Consider the following 16,952-nt stretch of genomic DNA (forward strand, 5'->3'; position numbering starts at 1 on the left):
CCGCTTCGGTGTCTGATTCTCGCCGGTCCGCGTTAAATGCCTGGACTGCGCGCCTTGCGCGACGCGAGACTTCCGCTTTCCGAACGACGGGGAGTGAGATGGGAACAACGGACACACAGGAGTCGAAGCCGCCGGGCAGGAGCGCCGTCATGCTGGCGCTGCGCCACTACGGCCTGGAACTGCGACGGCAGCGCGCCCTGGCGCTGCCCGCGCTCCTGCTGCCGGCTCTCGGCAACATCGGCATCCGCTACGTCGGCCCGCTGCTGATCGCCAAGCTCGCCGGGCAGGCCGTCGGCGAGCGCGGGCTCTCTCTCGGCCGGGCGGCGCCCTACATCATCGCCTTCGGCCTGACGCTGCTGCTCGCCGAGGTGCTGTGGCGCGTCGGGCTGCACTGCCTCAACCGCGTCGAGGCGCGCGGCATGGAGCACCTCTACGTACGGGGCATGGACGAACTCCTCGCCAAGGACCCGGCGTTCTTCCACGACAACTTCGCGGGCTCGTTGACCAAGCGCGTCCTCAGCTACGGCAAACGCTTCGAGGACGTCGTCGACACGATGATGTGGAACGTCCTCGGCAACCTTGTGCCGCTGCTCTTCGGCGCAGTGGTGCTGTGGCTCTACGAGCCGCTCCTCGTCGTCGGCCTCGTGCTGATGATCACGCTCACGGCCGCGGCGGCGACCCCGTTGATCCGGCGCAGGCAACGCATCGTCAACGAGCGCGAAGCGGCCATCGCCCGCGTCTCCGGGCACGTCGCCGACAGCCTCACCAACATGGAGACCATCCGCGCCTTCGCGGCCGAGGACAGGGAGGCGGGGGAACACCGGAAGCGCGTCGCCGAGTCCCGTCGCCTGACCCTCCGTTCGTGGGACTACGGCAACCTGCGCGTCGACACGCTCATCGCGCCCATGTCCGTGCTGACCAATGTCCTCGGCCTGGTGGTGGCCATCGCCTTCGCCGGCGGGGACGCGGGCGTCGAGGAGATCTTCGTGGCCTTCACGTACTTCGCCAACGCCAGCGCGATCATGTTCGACTTCAACCAGATCTACCGGCGTCTCGAAAGCTCGGTGACCGAGGCCGCCCAGTTCACCGAGCTGCTTCTGGAACCGGCCACGGTCCTCGACCCGCCGGACCCCGAACCGCTCGCCCCGAAGGACTCCTCCGTCCGCTTCGAGGCCGTGAACTTCGCCCACTCCGGTACACGGCCGCTCTTCCAGGGCCTCGACCTGGACGTGCCCGCGGGCGCGCGGATCGGGCTCGTCGGCAGGTCCGGGGGCGGCAAGACGACGCTGACCCGGCTCCTGCTGCGGATGAACGACATCGACGGCGGCCGCATCCTGATCGGCGGTCAGGACATCAGCCGGCTGCGCCAGCGCGACCTGCGCGCGCTCCTCGCGTACGTGCCGCAGGAACCCGCCATGTTCCACCGCAGCCTGCGCGACAACCTCGCCTTCGCCCGGCCGGGAGCCACCGACGCGGAGATCCGCGCGGCGGCGGAGGCCGCGCACGTCACCGAGTTCGCCGACCAGCTCCCCGAAGGCTTCGAGACGCTGGTGGGGGAGCGGGGGGTCAAGCTCTCGGGCGGCCAGCGCCAGCGCGTGGCGCTCGCACGGGCCATCCTGCGCGACGCCCCCGTCCTGCTGCTCGACGAGGCGACCAGTGCCCTGGACTCGGAGAGCGAGATCCTCGTGCAGGACGCCCTGTGGCGGCTCATGGAGGGCCGGACGGCGCTCGTCGTCGCCCACCGCCTGAGCACCGTGGCCGATATGGACAGCCTGGTCGTCCTCGACAAGGGCAGGGTCGTCGAACGGGGGAGCCACGAGGAACTGCTCGCCACGGGCGGCGCCTACGCGAGGCTCTGGCGCCACCAGTCCGGCGGCTTCCTCGCCGAGAACGCCGACGGGCTGCCCGCCGACACCCCCCTCGGCCCACCCCGCGGCGGGCTGCCCGGACCGGCACGGGTCCGCTGAGGCGGCGCGGGTACGGGGGGCGACTCCGTACGCGTACGGTGCCCGTCCCGTACGGAAGGAGCCCGGCCGCCGGTCGCACGCCGGTGACCGGGCTCCGCGCGGAGGTGTCTTCGTGTCAGGCCGCTTACCCCCGACCAAGAAGCCGCCGCTTGCACCGCTCCGGCACGAAAAACCTGTGCAGACGTCTTGCTGTTATCACATATACAGCCCTAGTCTCCCGGCAACCGGTCGCCGGCGCGCGCGGCCGTCCGGAACAAGCACACAGGAGCCCTCTGATGGCCACACCCCGCGAGCGATCGACCCTGGATGTCGAGGGGGCGACGCTCACCGCGCTCGTCGCCCGTCCCGAAGGGGCCCCCGAGGGCGGCCCGAAGCCGCTGATCGTGGCGCTGCACGGGGGGACGTACACCGCCGACTACTTCGCCGTCGCGGGCAGTCCCGCCGGGTCCTTCCTCGACGTGGCCGCCGCGCACGGGCACGTGGTCTTCGCCTTCGACCGCCCCGGCTACGGCGGCAGCACGGTCTTCCCACCGGCTGAGAACACCTTCACGCGTCACACCGAGGTCCTGGCCCGCGCGGTGGAGGCGGTCGCGAAGCAGGAGGGCGCGGAACAGGTGCTTCTCGTCGGGCATTCGATCGGCGGGATGATCGCGTTGATGATCGCCGCGCGTGCCCCGCGGCTTCCCCTCGTGGGTGTCTCGGCGACCGGTATGGGGGCCGCGATACCTCCGGGAGGGGCGGCCGAGGCGCTGGCCGAACTGCCCGCCGACGCGACCGTCGATCTTCCGTACGACCAGCGTGACCAGGTGATGTTCGGTCCGGCGGGCACCTACCGCGAGGAGGCGGTGCGTCAGGCGCACGGGAGTTACGCGCCCACGCCGGTCATGGAGCTGATCCAGGCGCCCGCGTGGCCGCGTGAGCATCTGGCGGCGGTCGCGCCGGAGGTTCGTGTCCCGGTGCACAACGTGCTGGCCGAGCACGACGCGTTGTGGGACAGCGCCCCGGAGAACGTGGCGCGTTTCGCCTCGCTCTTCACCGCCGCGCCGTTCGTCGACGCGAGCGTCGCGCGCGCCACCGGCCACTGCCTCGACCACCACCTCCTCGGCCACGCCCTGCACCTGCGTCAGCTGGCCTTCGCCGAGGAGTGCGCGGCCCTGGACGGTGTGCGGTGAGCCGGGCACTTCCCGCGCGCGTCCCCGTCCTCGTCGCGGGCGGCGGCCCGGTCGGTCTCGCCGCCGCCGTGGAACTGGGCAGGCGCGGCGTCGACTGCCTGGTGGTGGAGCCGCGGCGTACGGTCTCGCGTGCCCGTCCCCGTTGCAAGACGATCAACGTCCGCACGATGGAGCACCTGCGCCGCTGGGGGCTGGCCGGGCGTCTGCGCGAGCGGGCGCCGCTGCCTGTCGACTGGTCGCGCGATGTCGTCTTCTGCACCTCGCTGAGCGGTTGGGAACTCTCCCGCTTCACGGGGGTGCTCGGTCTGGCCGAGGACGGTGACCGTTTCGCCGAGACGGGTCAGCAGGCCCCGCAGTACGTCCTGGAGGACCTCCTGCGCGAAGCGGTCGACGAACTCGACGGCTGCCACCTCGCCCTCGGCACACGAGTGGTGGCCCTGGAGCAGGACACCGACGGGGTCACCGTCACCGTCACCGTCGAGGACGAGGACGGCACCGCGCACCGCGTCGTCGCCGATTACGTCCTCGGCTGTGACGGTCCGCGCAGTGTCGTGCGCGAGAGCATCGGTGCCCGGTACGTCGGCGGGAAGGCGCTGAGCCCGAACTTCGGGATGGTGTTCCGCAGCCGGGAGTTGTGGCAGCACGTGCGGCACGGGCCCGCGGTCCAGTACTGGGTCGTCAACTCCGTCGCCCCCGCCCTGGTCGGGCCGATCGACCGGGAGGGCACGTGGTGGGGCATCGCGTTCGGCGTCGACAAGGAGACCGGCGCGCGGCAGGCCCGGCAGCTCATCGACGCGATGGCGGGCAGGGCCCTGGACGCGGAGGTGTTGTCGACCGATCCGTGGACCGCCCGGATGCAGGTCGTGGACCGTATGCGCGCGGGCCGCGTCTTCCTGGCCGGGGACGCGGCGCACCTGAACCCGCCCTTCGGCGGGCACGGGCTCAACACCGGGATCGGTGACGCCGTCGACCTCGGCTGGAAACTCGCCGCCGTTCTCGAAGGGTGGGGCGGTACGGCCCTGCTCGACAGCTACGAGGAGGAGCGCCGGCCCGTGCAGGAGGCGGTGGTCCGGGAGGCGACCGCGAACATGCGGGTGCTGTCCACCGACCTCGTCGCCGGCGACCTCGACGCCGAGAACCCCGAAGGCACCCGCGCCCGCCAGGCGACGGGTGCCCGTATCCAGGAGACCAAGCGCGCCGAGTTCCACGCCCTCGGCCTCGTCCTGGACCTCCGCGTCGGTGAGGACTCGTCCGTCCTGCCCCCCGAAACGCCCGCCACCGGCACCGCCACCGGAAGCCCGCGCACCGGCGTCCGCCTGCCCCACACCCGCCTCTCCGACGGCCGCTCCCTCTTCGACCTCCTCGGCCCCGGCCACACCCTCCTGCGCCTCGGGGAGCACCCCGCCGACGAGCGTCTCGTGGCCGCCGCCGAGGCCTGCGGTCTCCCGCTCACGGTCGCGGAACCCGGACGGCTGCTGGGCGCCGCGTACAGGGACGCGCTGGGCGCTCGGCTCGTGCTCGTACGACCCGATCAGATGGTGGCCTGGTACGGGGACGAGGCGCCGGACGACGCGGAGCACCTCCTGCGCGTCCTCGGCGGACACGTCCCACGGGTGCCGGTGTCCTGAACGTACGCGTCCGGGGGCCGTCGCGCGCCGGGCGGAGCGTGGTGTCCTCGTACACCGCGTCGAGGGGCGCCATCGCCTCGCGCCGCCGGGCTGGTCCGAGGAGGTCGGCGACGAGGGTTTCCCTCGCCCCGAGCGCGCGCAGTGCGGTGACCGAGGGGGCGATGCCCAGGGCCCGGACGGGTTTGCCCTCACGGACGAGTGCCCGCACGAGGCCGCACCCGGTGCGTCCGGCGGCGGTGACCGCTCAGTGCGCGACGGCGAAGCGGGACCTGCGGTGCGCCGGGCGCTCGATCTCGTCCACGAAGGCGAGGGCGTAGTCGGCCCCCGAGATCGCCGACCTGCCCTCGGCGTCGCTCAGCGGCAGTTCACCGCCGAGCCGGTAGGTGCCGGTCGTCTCGCCCGGCGCGAAGGAGCCGAAGCCCATCGGCGGGGTCAGTACGAACCAGTCGAGGTCCGCCGCGCTCGAAAGGAGCCCCTGGAGCACCGCTTCGGCGACCTCCGAGTAGGGCCGGTACCGCGCCGGGTACTCGGGCAGCTCGAAGATCCTCGGGCCGTCCTCGGCGACCCGCAGGGTCCCGGCCCCGCCGATCACACCGAGCCGTGCGCCGCTCTGCCGTGCCAGCCCGGCGATCTTGGCGTTGACCTCCACGAAGGACCCGGCGAGGTCGCCGCTGGGGGCGAGCGCCACCACGAGCACCTCCGCTCCCGCGACGGCTTTGGCGAGCGCCGCGTCGTCGAGTGCCGAGCCGGTGACGACGGTGACGTTCGCCTGCTCCGCGGCCGGCGCGGTGCGGCTGAACGAGACGACGTCGTGACCGCGCGAGGCGGCCTCGCGGACGATGTGGCCACCGGCGTAGCCGGTGCCTCCCAGTACGGCGATACGGGTCATGCGCGCTCCTTCGACGGGCGCCGGACGCGGTGCCCCGGCGCGAGGCGACCCGCGGCGACGTCGTGCGTCATCGAGGGCTCTCGGTCGAGGTTACGAGCGGGCCTCCACTTACCCGCACGTACGCTTCCCTCACCGCCGGGACGAGCGCCCGGGACGCGGCGAGATCCGCCCTTTCGGTGCGCAGCCTGAGGATTTCCCCGGCCCGCCGGTCGGCCGGCACCTGGGGTGTGCGGGCGATGACGAGCGCGTGGAAGTGCGGGTAGTTCTCGCCGAACATGAGCATGTACGTGGTTTCCGCGCCGGTGGCGCGGGTGACCGCCTTGACGAGGTCCCTGGCCCTGCGCCCGAAGGTGTCCGCCTCCTCGTCGTCGAGGCCGGTGAGGCGCTCGGTGTGACGGCGGGCCCGCAGGAAGTACCAGCCGGGGACGTCGTAGCCGGGGACGACCTCGGCGGCCCACAGCTCGTCGCGGAAGACCACGTCGGTCTCCTCGGCGTCGTCCAGGCCGCAGATGAGGCAGTCGTCGTGCACGGGGTGTTCCTTCCGGTGGGGAATGCGGGTGGTGAGCGCGCCGATGCCCTCGATGCTCGTGACGAGGGTGTCGCCGGGCGGAGGAGCACGCGCGGCTCGCGGGCGAAGCCGATGCCGGCGGGGGTGCCGGTGAAGATTCACGTCGCCCGGCCACAGCGTGACGACCGCCGGGGATCTCGGCGTCGCTCATCTGCACGCCTTCCCCCGTCGCGGGACTGGCGGGCCGGAAGCCGGCCCCCTCGCGGGCCGGCCACGCGACGTGGTCGCGCGGGGCGCCCTCGTCGAGCGCTCCGGCACGGTGGAAGGCGTCAGCCCCATGGCGTGGGAGCCGGCCGGCAGCCGCTCGCGCGCCGCTTCGCTGCGGGTGGGCATCGTCCGCCCGCCGCTCAGTGGCCGCCGTGCATGAGCTGGCCCATGGGGTCCGGCAGTTCCTGCGCCAAGGCCCAGGAGCGGTCGGAGAGTTCCTCGGCGGACGCGCCGGCCCGGCGGTCGGCGAGCAGCTTCTCCGGGTCGAAGGAGGGGCCGACGGAGTCGCCCGCGTACTCGGGGCCGCGCATGTAGGCGGTGGCGTCGTCGGGCTCGGCGAAGCGGTCGATCTGCATCTCGACGAGGTTGCCGTCGGGGTCGCGGTAGTACAGGGACGTCGTCACCCCGTGCGCGATGCACACGGCGGGCAGTACGCCGTCGTCGCGGAGCTTGACGTACCGGTCGAGGAGGTCGTCCAGGTCGTCGAAGGTGTACGCGACGTGGTGCATCGCGGCCGTGTCGGGGGTCTTGCGCCGGAAGGGCTCGGGCGTCGGGGGGTGGAGGAGGGCGACCCGGTGGTGCTCCTCGTCGAAGGTGATGAAGGACAGCGCCTCGTCCGAGTAGACGACGTGGCCGTCCAGAACGGTGCAGTACCAGTCCCGCATCTCCTGCGGCTGGGACGTCTGGAAGACGACGTGGGCGAATTTGGGGCTCGCTGCCATGGCGGGATCTCCCTGGAATCGTGCGCTGACATGCGCTGGACCGCGGCAAGGGCCACTGCCGCGGCAGGCGCCTGCGATGCGGAACACCGTAGCGGTGATATGTGATAACAGAAACCCTCCGGAGTGACTTCTTTTACGTCGTCGCAATCTCCGGGTGCTGCCGGAAGGGCCCGCGCAGGCCGGGAACTGACGGGCCGTACGGCCGCCGACACCCTCGGCTGCCGCCGCCGTGCCTGCCTTGAGCTGGGGTTTCGTCCGCGCGGGGAGGTCAGTCCGCGATGGGGGCGATGCCCTGCTGGGCGATCTCCTCGTTGACGTCGAGGTGGTGCATGACGGCCTGGGCCGCGCGGACCGGATCGCGTGTCATGACGGCCTCGAGGAGGTCCGCGTGGGCGAGTTCGCGGCGGCGCGGCTCGTCCGGGTTGTCGTCGCGGCCCCCGAAGGCGAGGCGGATGTACCGCTCGGCCGCGTGCCACAGCATGCCGAGGATGCGCAGGTCCCAGTGGGTCGCGGCGGGCCGCAGGAGATCGAGGTGGAACTCGTGGTGCGCCGCGTAGATCTCGTCGAGCCCGAGCGACTGCTCGCCGAAGAGGGCGAGGTGGCCCGTGAGCCGGGCGTGGTCGTGGCGCGTGAGCAGAACGCAGGCCCTGCCCACGAGTTCGGGCTCGATGCGGCGGCGCAGGCGGTAGATGGCGGCGAGGTCCTCGTGACTGAGCGGCGCGACGACGGCGCTCTTGCCGCGCGCCGTGATGACGAGCCCCTGCCCCTCCAGCTGGCGCAGCGCCTCGCGGACGGGAATGATGCTGACGCCGAGCCGGCCGGCGATCTCGCGCAGCGAGAACTCCTGGCCAGGGCGCAGGTCGCCGGCGAGGATGGAGCGCCGGATCTCCTTCGTCACCTGCTCGACGATCGACACTGCCGCCACACGGCGCACGCCGGACGTACTGACACCCGTCACGACGGCCCTCCCCTCGGGACAGCTCTTCACCTGTTTCGCGCGACACCTGGCTCATGCGGCGCATTGATGTTATCAGGCATATCGATGCCCTGTCCCCTCTCATTTCCCGCCACTTGGCGCGTTGTCGCCGGTCGGCGCCGTTCCACCGGCGCCCCCGGCGAGCCCACACGACGGCCCCGCCCCACGCGACGGCCCCGCACCACGAAACGCCACTGCCCCGCCGTGCCTCTTGGCTCCCCCCGGCGAGGCGGTGCCCGCCCTGCCCGTCCTCGGCGTCCCGCGGGCCCCGGTGCGGGCGAACGGTGAGTCATTGAGCATGATGCGCATCTTCCCGCGCGCGGACCAGGGAATCCTGAGCAGACCGCACTGTTATCACGCAGGTTCTTGCGCACATTCCGAACGGGTGGTGTGCTCGTGAGCGACGGACCGGCGACCACCACGCGACAGGCCCGTCCCCGGTCACACCGGTCGTGGAGCCGCACCCCTTCAGGCACCCGCCTCCCGTCTTCAGGCGCCCGCGGCTCACCCGTCGCCCCCTTCCCGCGCCGCATCACTCCCTTCCCTTCCCACCCGACAACCCCGGCCCGCCGCCCGCGCGGCGGTCGCGAGGAGGTCTGTTCCATGACCACCGCCCAGCTCGGGGCCACCACGCCCCAGGCCCCGGTCCACCCGCCCGTGCCCGCCCGCGCGCACGGGAACCTCGTCCCGGACGGGGAATACGAGGCCCTGCGCGCCATCGAGGACCGCGTGTTGTGGCTGTCGAGTGCGATCGTGCACCACGCCAACCGGGTACGGCCCAACCCGAGCGGCCTCAAGGTCGGCGGGCACCAGGCGTCCTGCGCCTCGCTCGCCTCGATCATGACGGCGCTGTGGTTCCGCCACCTGCGCCCCGAGGACCGCGTCTCGGTCAAGCCGCACGCCTCGCCGGCCCTGCACGCGGTCAACCACCTCCTCGGCCGCCTCGACGCCGCGTACCTGCCGACCCTGCGCGCCTTCGGCGGCCTCCAGAGCTACCCCAGCCGCTCCAAGGACCCCGACCCCGTGGACTACTCGACGGGGTCCGTCGGGATCGGTGCGACGGCGACCATCTGGGGCGCGCTCGCCCGCCGTTACGCGTCCGGCGAGCCCGGCACTCCCCGCGGCAGGCAGTACGCGCTGCTCGGCGACGCCGAACTCGACGAGGGCGCCGTGTGGGAGGCCGTCCTCGACCCGCAGACCGCGGGCCTCGGCGAACTCGTGTGGATCGTGGACCTCAACCGCCAGTCCCTCGACCGCGTCGTGCCCGGCATCGCCGCCGACCGGCTCCAGGGGATGTTCGCCTCGGCGGGCTGGCAGGTGCTCACTCTCAAGTACGGTGCGGAACTGGAGGAGTTGTTCGCGAGGCCGGGCGGTTCCGCGCTGCGCCGCCGGCTCGACGCGATGCCCAATGCCGAGTATCAGCGACTGCTGCGCCGCACCGATGCCGAGGTGCGTGGACTGCTGCCCGGAGAAGGCCCGGACGCTCCCGCGATCGCCGCGCTCCTCGGCGGACTCGACGACGCGGGCGTGGGCCGGGCGCTGCGCAACCTGGGTGGCCACGACCTCCCCGCGCTCGACGCGACGCTCGGCGCGGTCGACGACGAGCGGCCCACCGTGATCCTCGCGTACACGATCAAGGGCTACGGCCTCTCCAGCCAGGGCCATCCCCAGAACCACTCCTCGCTCCTCACCGACACCCAACTCGCCGCACTGGCCGCCCGCGTGGGCGCGCACCCGGAGCGTCCCTGGGAGCCGCTGCCGGCCGGTTCGCCCGCGGCGCGGCTGTGCGCCGCGGCGGGGGAGCGGCTGCGCAGGGAGCCCGTGCCGGTACCGCCCCCCGTCCCCGTCCCCGCCGACATCGGCCGGACGCCGAGCGGGACGGCGACGACGCAGGCCGCGCTCGGCCGCGTACTCCTCGACCTCACGCGCGCCGCTCCCGAGACGGCCCGCCGCGTCGTCACCGTCAGCCCCGACGTCAGCTCCAGCACCAACCTGGGCGGCTGGGTCAACAAGGTGGGGGTGTGGGCGCCGCGGGAACGCGTCGACTGGTTCGGTGACGATGCCGAGACGCTGCTGCACTGGCGCGAGAAGCCCACCGGGCAGCACATCGAACTCGGCATCGCCGAGACGAACCTCGTCGGCCTGCTCGGTGAGCTGGGCGCGACCTGGAGCCGCTGGGGCGAGCCCCTGCTCCCCATCGGCGTCCTCTACGACCCCTTCGTGCAACGCGCTCTGGAACCCTGGTCGTTCGGCATGTACGCGGGAGGGCGCTCCGTCCTCGTCGGTACGCCCTCGGGGGTCACCCTCGCCCCGGAGGGCGGGGCGCACCAGTCGATCACGACGCCCTCGCTCGGCATCGAGCAGCCGGGCTGCACGACCTGGGAGCCGGCCTTCGCGCTCGACACGGAGTGGGTGCTGCTCGCCGCGCTCGCGCGGCTCACGGCGCCGGACGGCGGTTCGGCGTACCTGCGTCTGTCGACCCGGCCCGTCGACCAGTCGCTCGCGGGCGTGCCCGCCGATCCAGCGGCCCGCGAGCGCCGTCGCCGCCAGGCCGTCGCCGGCGCGTACGCGCTGCGGCGCGCCGAGCGCCCGCGCGTGACGCTCGCCGCGATGGGCGCCATGGTCCCCGAGGCGCTCCAGGCCGCCGACCGGCTCGCCGCGCAGGGCGTCGCCGCGGACGTCGTGTGCGTCACGAGCCCGGGCCTGCTCTTCCGCGCGCTCGACGCGCGCTCGGGGCACGGGCAGGCCGAGAGCTGGGTGCTCGACCAGGTCTTCCCCGCCTCCCGCGCGACCCCGCTCGTCACGGTGCTCGACGGGCACCCGCACACGCTCGCCTTCCTCGGGAACGTCCACCGCGTGCCGCTCAGCACGCTCGGCGTGACCCGTTTCGGCCAGTCCGGCGCCCTGGACGAGGTCTACCGCCACCACGGCATCGACACGGACAGCATCGTCGCAGCGGCCCTCGACCTCACGGACTGACGTCCTGGCGCCTTGACGGCTTGACCCCTTACGTCCTGACGCCCGCTCTGAGGGACGTGAGCACCGACCGGAAGGAGTACGCACCATGAAGGCCCTGAGCGGAGTCGCCCGCGTGTGGGCGGGGGCGCGCCCCCGGCACGAGCCCCCGCCCCCGCCACCCCCCGTCCGCGCGCCCCACCGCGCTCCCGGCGGCAGGATCGGGGTGGTCCCCCCGCGCCCCGAGCCTCGGCCGCGCCGGACGAGGAAACGGTGATCTCGCGGGACGACTGAGCGCGGGGGACTCTCCGAGTGCGCGGGCTCCCGGAGCCGAGGGGCGGGCGGGTCGGGAGATCCAACTCTCCGCATCCGCACGCCTGTTGTGCCGTGGCCAAGAAGCGCCGAGCGGAGAATCCAATGCCGTCCTGACGCTAGGCGACGCGGGGGCTGGTGGATTACGTTCGAGAAAGTTCTTTCCTGAGCGTTTCCTGTGCGGTTCTGTGAGTGGAGCCGCAGCCACGCGAGAGGTGAGCCCGTCATGCCGCACCGTCGCATGTTCCGAGGACTCGCCGTGCTGGCGGTGACCGCGGCGTTGGGCGCCGCGTCGCTGCCCGCGACGGCGGCCGATCCCGCACCGCCCGCACCACCGCCGGCCGATGTGTACCAGCTCCTGGAGAACCCGGAGATCACCGAGGTGGGCCAAGAGGCACCGCACGCCGACCTCACGCCGTACGCCGACGCGGCGGCCGCCCGCAAGGGGAGCGGCAAGAGCCCCTGGACCAAGTCGCTCGACGGCGACTGGAAGATCCACATGTCGGACCGTCCCGAGGACGTGCCGAAGAACTTCTACACGGAGGGCTACGACACGAGCGGGTCCGGCTGGCGCCGGGTCAGCGTCCCGCACACCTGGCAGACGGACGGCCTCGACCACCCGGTCTTCCGCAACATCCCCACCGAGATGTACCCCGACGACCCGCCGAAGGTCCCGCACGACGTCAACCCGACCGGCGCGTACGTCCGTACCTTCGACCTGCCGGAGAACTGGAAGGACCGCGAGACCCTCCTCCGCTTCGAAGGCGTCACCAGCGGTAACCTGACCTGGGTCAACGGCCGTTACGTCGGCTACGACCAGGGCGGCTACACACCCGCCGAGTACGACATCTCGCGCTACCTGCACCCCGGCCGCAACACCCTCGCCGTCCAGGTCCACCGCTGGGGTTCCGGCTCCCACCTGGAGGACTACGACCAGTGGCGGTTCGCCGGCATCTTCCGCTCGGTGCACCTTTACTCGACCCCGGCCACGCACGTCCAGGACGTCACGATCCGCACCGGCCTCGACGCGGCGTACCGCGATGCCACGCTCAGCGCTGACATCGATGTCACCGCTCCAGCGGCCGGTACGGCGCCCGGCAAGGTCACCGGCACCCTCTACGACCCGCGCGGTCGCGAGGTGACCGCCGTGTCCGCGCCCGTCGCACCGGCGGACGGCGCGGGGAAGGCCACGCTCACGGCGCGGGTATACGACCCGGCCAAGTGGACCGACGAGACACCGAACCTCTACACCCTCGTCGTGTCGCTCACCGACGCCAAGGGCCGTGTCACCCACACCACGAGCCAGCCCGTCGGCTTCCGGAAGATCGAGGTCAAGGACAAGAAGCTCCTCGTCAACGGTGAACGCGTCCTCGTGCGCGGCGTCAACCGGGCGGAGACCGACCCCGACACCGGCAGACACGCCACCCACGAACGCACCGCGTCCGACGTCGCGTTGATGAAGCGCCTCAACCTGAACGCCGTGCGCACCTCGCACTACCCCTCCGACCCGTATTTCTACGACCGCGCCGACACCGAGGGCCTGTGGATCGCGGACGAGGTCGACATCGAGACCCACCACCACGACAACTGCCCCGACAACTGCCTGGCCGACAAGCCCGAGTGGCAGAAGGCGTTCCAGGACCGCGCCACCGGCCTGTATGAACGCGACAAGAACCACCCCAGCGTGCTGATGTGGGACACCGGCAACGAGGCGGGCCTCGGCAAGGCGCACTACACGATGGCCGACTACCTCAAGAAGAACGACCCCGCACGGCCGCTCTACCACCAGTCCAACACCCCTGACGGCGACGCGCCTTACGCCGATATCTGGGGCCCGCGCTACCCCTCGCCCGACAGCCTGGAGGACAAGGCGAAGACCACGGAGAAGCCGATCGTGATGGGCGAGTACGCCCACGCGCAGGGCAACTCCCTCGGCAACTTCCGCGAGTTCTGGGACGTCGTCCGCAAGTATCCCGAGGTACAGGGCGGGTTCATCTGGGACTGGGCCGAACAGAACCTCAGGCAAGCCCTCGTCACCACCCCCGACTCCTCCGGGAACGACATCCTCACCTACCTGACCGGAAAGCCGGAACAGGTCACCGGGCACAAGGGGAAGGCCCTCAAGCTCTCCGGCCTCGACGACTTCGTCGAGGTCTACCGCGACGCGAAGCTCGACGCGGTCTCCGACGCCCTCACCGCCGATTCCTGGGTCCGGCCGGACGACTGGACAGGGGACTTCACCATCATGGCGAAGGGCGACCACTCCTACGCCCTGCGCATGAGGGACAAGGACACCCTGGAGTTCGCCGTCCAGGGCTCGGACGGCGAGCGGCACAGCGCCACGGCCCCCGTGCCCGGCGACTGGTACGGGAACTGGCACCGCGCCTCGGGTACCTTCGACGGCAAGACCGTCACCCTGCTGATCGACGGCAAGCCGGTCGCCACCGAGGACTTCGCGGGCACCGTCGCGTACTCCGCGCAGCCCGTCAACGTCGGCCGCAACCCCGAGACGGGCCAGGAGAACACCAACACGCGCATGGCCCACGGCACGATCGACCAGGTCCGCGTCTACCACAAGGCCCTCAGCCCGGCCCAGTTGGCCGCCGATCCCGCGCGCGAGGCCGTACTCGCCCTGGACTTCGACAAGTTCACCACGAAGGGCACCTACGAGACGTACGGGTCCGGGATCGGCGGCGTCGACGGACTCGTCGGCACCGACCGCACCCTCCAGCCCGAGACCCGCGCGCTCGCCGCCGTGCAGGCCCCGCTGCGCCTGTCGCAGACCGAGGACGCGCGGGGCAGGGCCGTCCCCGGCGGCATCACCGTACGCAGCGAGCGCGCCTTCACCGGCACCGACGACCTCGCCCTCCAGTGGTCCCTGACCGAGGGCGCCCGCACCCTCGCGAAGGGCACCCGGCCCCTCTCCGTCGCCCCGGGCGCCGAGGCCCGCCTCCAGCTCCCCGCACCCCCGGCCAACCCGAAGGACGCCGACCGCCAGCTGACCGTTCGAGCCGTGCGGAAGGCGAAGACCGACTGGGCGCCCGCCGGGCACACCGTCGCAGTCGAGCAGTTCGATGTCGGCGGCCACCAACTGGCGGGAGTCGTACGGGCACAGGCCCCGGGCGCGGTCCGCGCCGTGACGACGGGCGACCGCGTCACCGCGACCGGCGACGGCTTCTCGTACACCTTCGACCGCGAGAGCGGCGACCTCACCTCGATGAAGGCCGCGGGCAAGGAACTCCTCAGCCGCGGACCGGAACTCGACGCCTGGCGCGCGCCGCTCAGCAACGAGACCAACTCCGAGGACGGCGCCTGGCGCGACGCCGGGCTCGACCGGCTGCGCACCAAGCCCCAGGCCGTCGACGTGGGCGAGGAGGACGGAGCGGTCGTCGTCACCGTCCGCAGCACCGTGGCGGCCCCCGGCGTCGAGGACTCCTCCTTCGCCCAGACCCTGCGCTACACCGTCACGGGCAACGGGGAACTGCGCATCGACCACCGCGCCAGGGCCGAAGGGGCCGCCCGCTCCGTCCCGTACCTGCCCCGCATCGGCCTCACCCTGCAACTACCGGAGAAGTACGACGAGTTCAGCTGGTACGGGCATGGCCCCGAGGAGAACTACAACGACCGTGAGGACGGTTCGCCCACCGGCGTCTACCACACCGGCGTGGACGAGCAGTTCTCCGGCTACCTGCGGCCCCAGGACTACGGCAACCACGAGGAGGTGCGCTGGGCCGCGCTCTCGGACGGCAGGAACGGCGTCCTCGTCTCGGGCGACGGCGAGAACTTCTCCGCCGGAGTCACCCCGTACGAGGACATCGACCGCGCCGCCTACCCCTTCGCCCTCCAGCGCAGCTCCCGGGGCAACACACTGCACCTGGACCACGCGGTGAGCGGCGTCAGCGAGACCTTCCACACCGTGATGCCGAAGTATCAGGTCAGCGCCTCCAAGGAGTACGCGTACAGCCTGCGGCTGCGGCCCCTCACCACCGCCGAGGCACGCGGCGGGGCGCCCGAAGGCCCCGTGGTGTGCGCACCCGAGGCGAGCCTCGAACCGGCCGGCACCTCGGTGCCGCCCGGTGAGTCCACGACGGCGAAGCTCACCGTCCACAACCCCTGCGACCGGCCCCTGAAGGACGCCACCGCCTCACTCGGCCTGCCCGCCGGGTGGAGCGCCGAACCCGCCGTGCCGCGACTCGGCGACGTACCGGCGGGCGGGGACGCGAGCACCGAGGTCCGGCTCGTACGCGGCGAGGACGAGGAGAACGGGAGCCGACTCGTCGTCGCGACCGTGACCGCCGGTTCCACGGGCGGCGCCCGCGTCAGCACCCGCGCCTCGGCCGAGGTGTTCGCCACACCTCCCGCGCCCACCGGCACCACGGCCGTCTCCGACCTCGACCTCCTCACGACCGACAACGCCTGGGGCCCCGTGGAGAAGGACGCGAGCAACGGCGAGGACCGCGCGGGAGACGGCGGCCCCCTCACCCTCGGCGACACCACCTACGCCAAGGGCCTCGGCGTGCACGCCGCATCGACCGTCGAGGTGTACCTCGGCAAGGCGTGCACCACCTTCACGGCCGACACCGGCATCGACGAGGAGACAGGGAACAACGGCAGCGTCGTCTTCGAAGTACTGGCGGACGGCAAGAAGGTCTACGAAGGCCGCAAGCTCACCGGCGCGGACGCGCCCGTCCCCGTCGAGGCGGACGTGAGCGGCGCGGACCGGCTCACCCTGCACGTCAGCGACGCCGGCGACGGAAACGCGCTCGACCACGCGGACTGGGCGGAGGCCACCCTGCGCTGCGACACCTGACCGCGCCCGCGCGCACGGCCGGCCACGACAGGTATCACCGCCCGTCGTGGCCGGCCACTGTCGTGAAAAGTCTCCTTTATGGTGCTTTGATGCGCCTCATTCCCTGGTGGGCCCTGCTCTCCGCCTGCTGCGCCCCGGTCGTGCTCGTCAGCGCGTGGGCGATCGCGCAGGTCCTCCAGGGTCCCGGATACGATCCCGCCGACAAGACCATCAGCGTCCTCGCGTCCCACGGCGCCCCCGGCTACTGGCCGATGACCGCCGCCCTCCTCGCCCTGGGCGGTTGCTACGTCGCGACCGCCTGCGGCCTGCGCCCGGCCGCGCTCCCGGGCCGCGCCGCCCTCGCCGGCGGCGGACTGGCCGCGATGGGCCTGACCCTCGTCCCCGCACCGCTCCGGGGCGGCGACCTCGGCCACGGCACCGTCGCCACCACCGGCTTCGTCCTCCTCGCCGTCTGGCCGGTCCTCGCCGCGGACCGCCACCACCCGCACGCCCCCTGGGGCCTGCGCCCGCCCGTCACCGCGGCGGCCACCGCGGCCATGACCGCCGGGGCACTCCTGCTCCTGCTCACCCTCCTGCGGGGCTGGGCCCCCGGCATCGTCGAACGCGCCCTGACCTTCGCTCAGGCCCTGTGGCCGCTCCTCGTCGTCCTGTCCTGCCCGCGCGCGAGCAGAGGCACGGGACCCTGACCCCGGCGGGGGAGCGCCGGTGGCAGTCGTGTGGTCATCGACCGATGCCGCGCTTCCGCG

The 16,952-nt window shown here is 72.4% G+C and carries 10 protein-coding genes; 6 read left to right on the forward strand and 4 right to left on the reverse strand.

Features of this window, described 5'->3' with window-relative positions:
* The first annotated feature begins 98 nt into the window (after positions 1 to 98).
* The 3 genes from ACIP4O_RS19745 (at position 99) to ACIP4O_RS19755 (ending at position 4,767) form a co-directional block, all read left to right on the forward strand.
* Positions 99 to 1,967, forward strand: a complete 1,869-nt coding sequence (locus ACIP4O_RS19745) for an ABC transporter ATP-binding protein (RefSeq protein WP_401576022.1) — start codon at positions 99 to 101, stop codon at positions 1,965 to 1,967.
* Positions 1,968 to 2,242: 275 nt separating this feature from the next.
* A complete protein-coding gene (locus ACIP4O_RS19750; protein WP_401576024.1) occupies positions 2,243 to 3,139 on the forward strand; it encodes an alpha/beta hydrolase in 897 nt (298 codons plus the stop codon).
* A complete protein-coding gene (locus tag ACIP4O_RS19755) occupies positions 3,136 to 4,767 on the forward strand; it encodes an FAD-dependent monooxygenase (protein WP_401576026.1) in 1,632 nt (543 codons plus the stop codon). The genes ACIP4O_RS19750 and ACIP4O_RS19755 overlap by 4 nt, the downstream gene beginning before the upstream one ends.
* Positions 4,768 to 5,011: 244 nt before the next feature.
* On the opposite strand, the gene ACIP4O_RS19760 is transcribed toward ACIP4O_RS19755, so the two are convergent.
* The 4 genes from ACIP4O_RS19760 to ACIP4O_RS19775 all read right to left on the reverse strand — a co-directional run bounded on the left by ACIP4O_RS19760 (position 5,012) and on the right by ACIP4O_RS19775 (position 8,111).
* Positions 5,012 to 5,656, reverse strand: coding sequence for an NAD(P)-dependent oxidoreductase (locus ACIP4O_RS19760; RefSeq protein ID WP_401576028.1), 645 nt, complete (start codon positions 5,654 to 5,656; stop codon positions 5,012 to 5,014).
* A 67-nt stretch (positions 5,657 to 5,723) separates the two neighbouring features.
* Positions 5,724 to 6,185, reverse strand: a complete 462-nt coding sequence (locus tag ACIP4O_RS19765) for a hypothetical protein (RefSeq protein WP_401576030.1) — start codon at positions 6,183 to 6,185, stop codon at positions 5,724 to 5,726.
* A 386-nt stretch (positions 6,186 to 6,571) separates the two neighbouring features.
* Positions 6,572 to 7,153 (reverse strand): VOC family protein, encoded by a 582-nt coding sequence (locus ACIP4O_RS19770; protein ID WP_401576032.1) that lies wholly within the window; start codon positions 7,151 to 7,153, stop codon positions 6,572 to 6,574.
* Positions 7,154 to 7,421: 268 nt separating this feature from the next.
* The gene (locus tag ACIP4O_RS19775) at positions 7,422 to 8,111 is read right to left on the reverse strand and encodes a GntR family transcriptional regulator (protein ID WP_401576034.1); all 690 of its coding nucleotides are present in this window, start codon (positions 8,109 to 8,111) and stop codon (positions 7,422 to 7,424) included.
* A 621-nt stretch (positions 8,112 to 8,732) separates the two neighbouring features.
* Between ACIP4O_RS19775 and ACIP4O_RS19780 the strand changes: the two genes are divergently transcribed.
* From ACIP4O_RS19780 to ACIP4O_RS19790, 3 genes are all read left to right on the forward strand, one after another.
* Complete coding sequence (locus ACIP4O_RS19780) at positions 8,733 to 11,108, forward strand: transketolase-like TK C-terminal-containing protein (RefSeq protein WP_401576036.1); 2,376 nt, start codon at positions 8,733 to 8,735, stop codon at positions 11,106 to 11,108.
* A gap of 514 nt (positions 11,109 to 11,622) precedes the next feature.
* A complete protein-coding gene (locus tag ACIP4O_RS19785; protein WP_401576037.1) occupies positions 11,623 to 16,206 on the forward strand; it encodes a glycoside hydrolase family 2 TIM barrel-domain containing protein in 4,584 nt (1,527 codons plus the stop codon).
* 89 nt (positions 16,207 to 16,295) lie between these two features.
* Positions 16,296 to 16,892, forward strand: a complete 597-nt coding sequence (locus ACIP4O_RS19790) for a DUF998 domain-containing protein (protein WP_401576039.1) — start codon at positions 16,296 to 16,298, stop codon at positions 16,890 to 16,892.
* The last annotated feature ends 60 nt before the right edge of the window (positions 16,893 to 16,952 follow it).

The sequence above is a fragment of the Streptomyces sp. NPDC088923 genome (assembly GCF_044749745.1).
Taxonomy (GTDB): Bacteria; Actinomycetota; Actinomycetes; order Streptomycetales; family Streptomycetaceae; genus Streptomyces.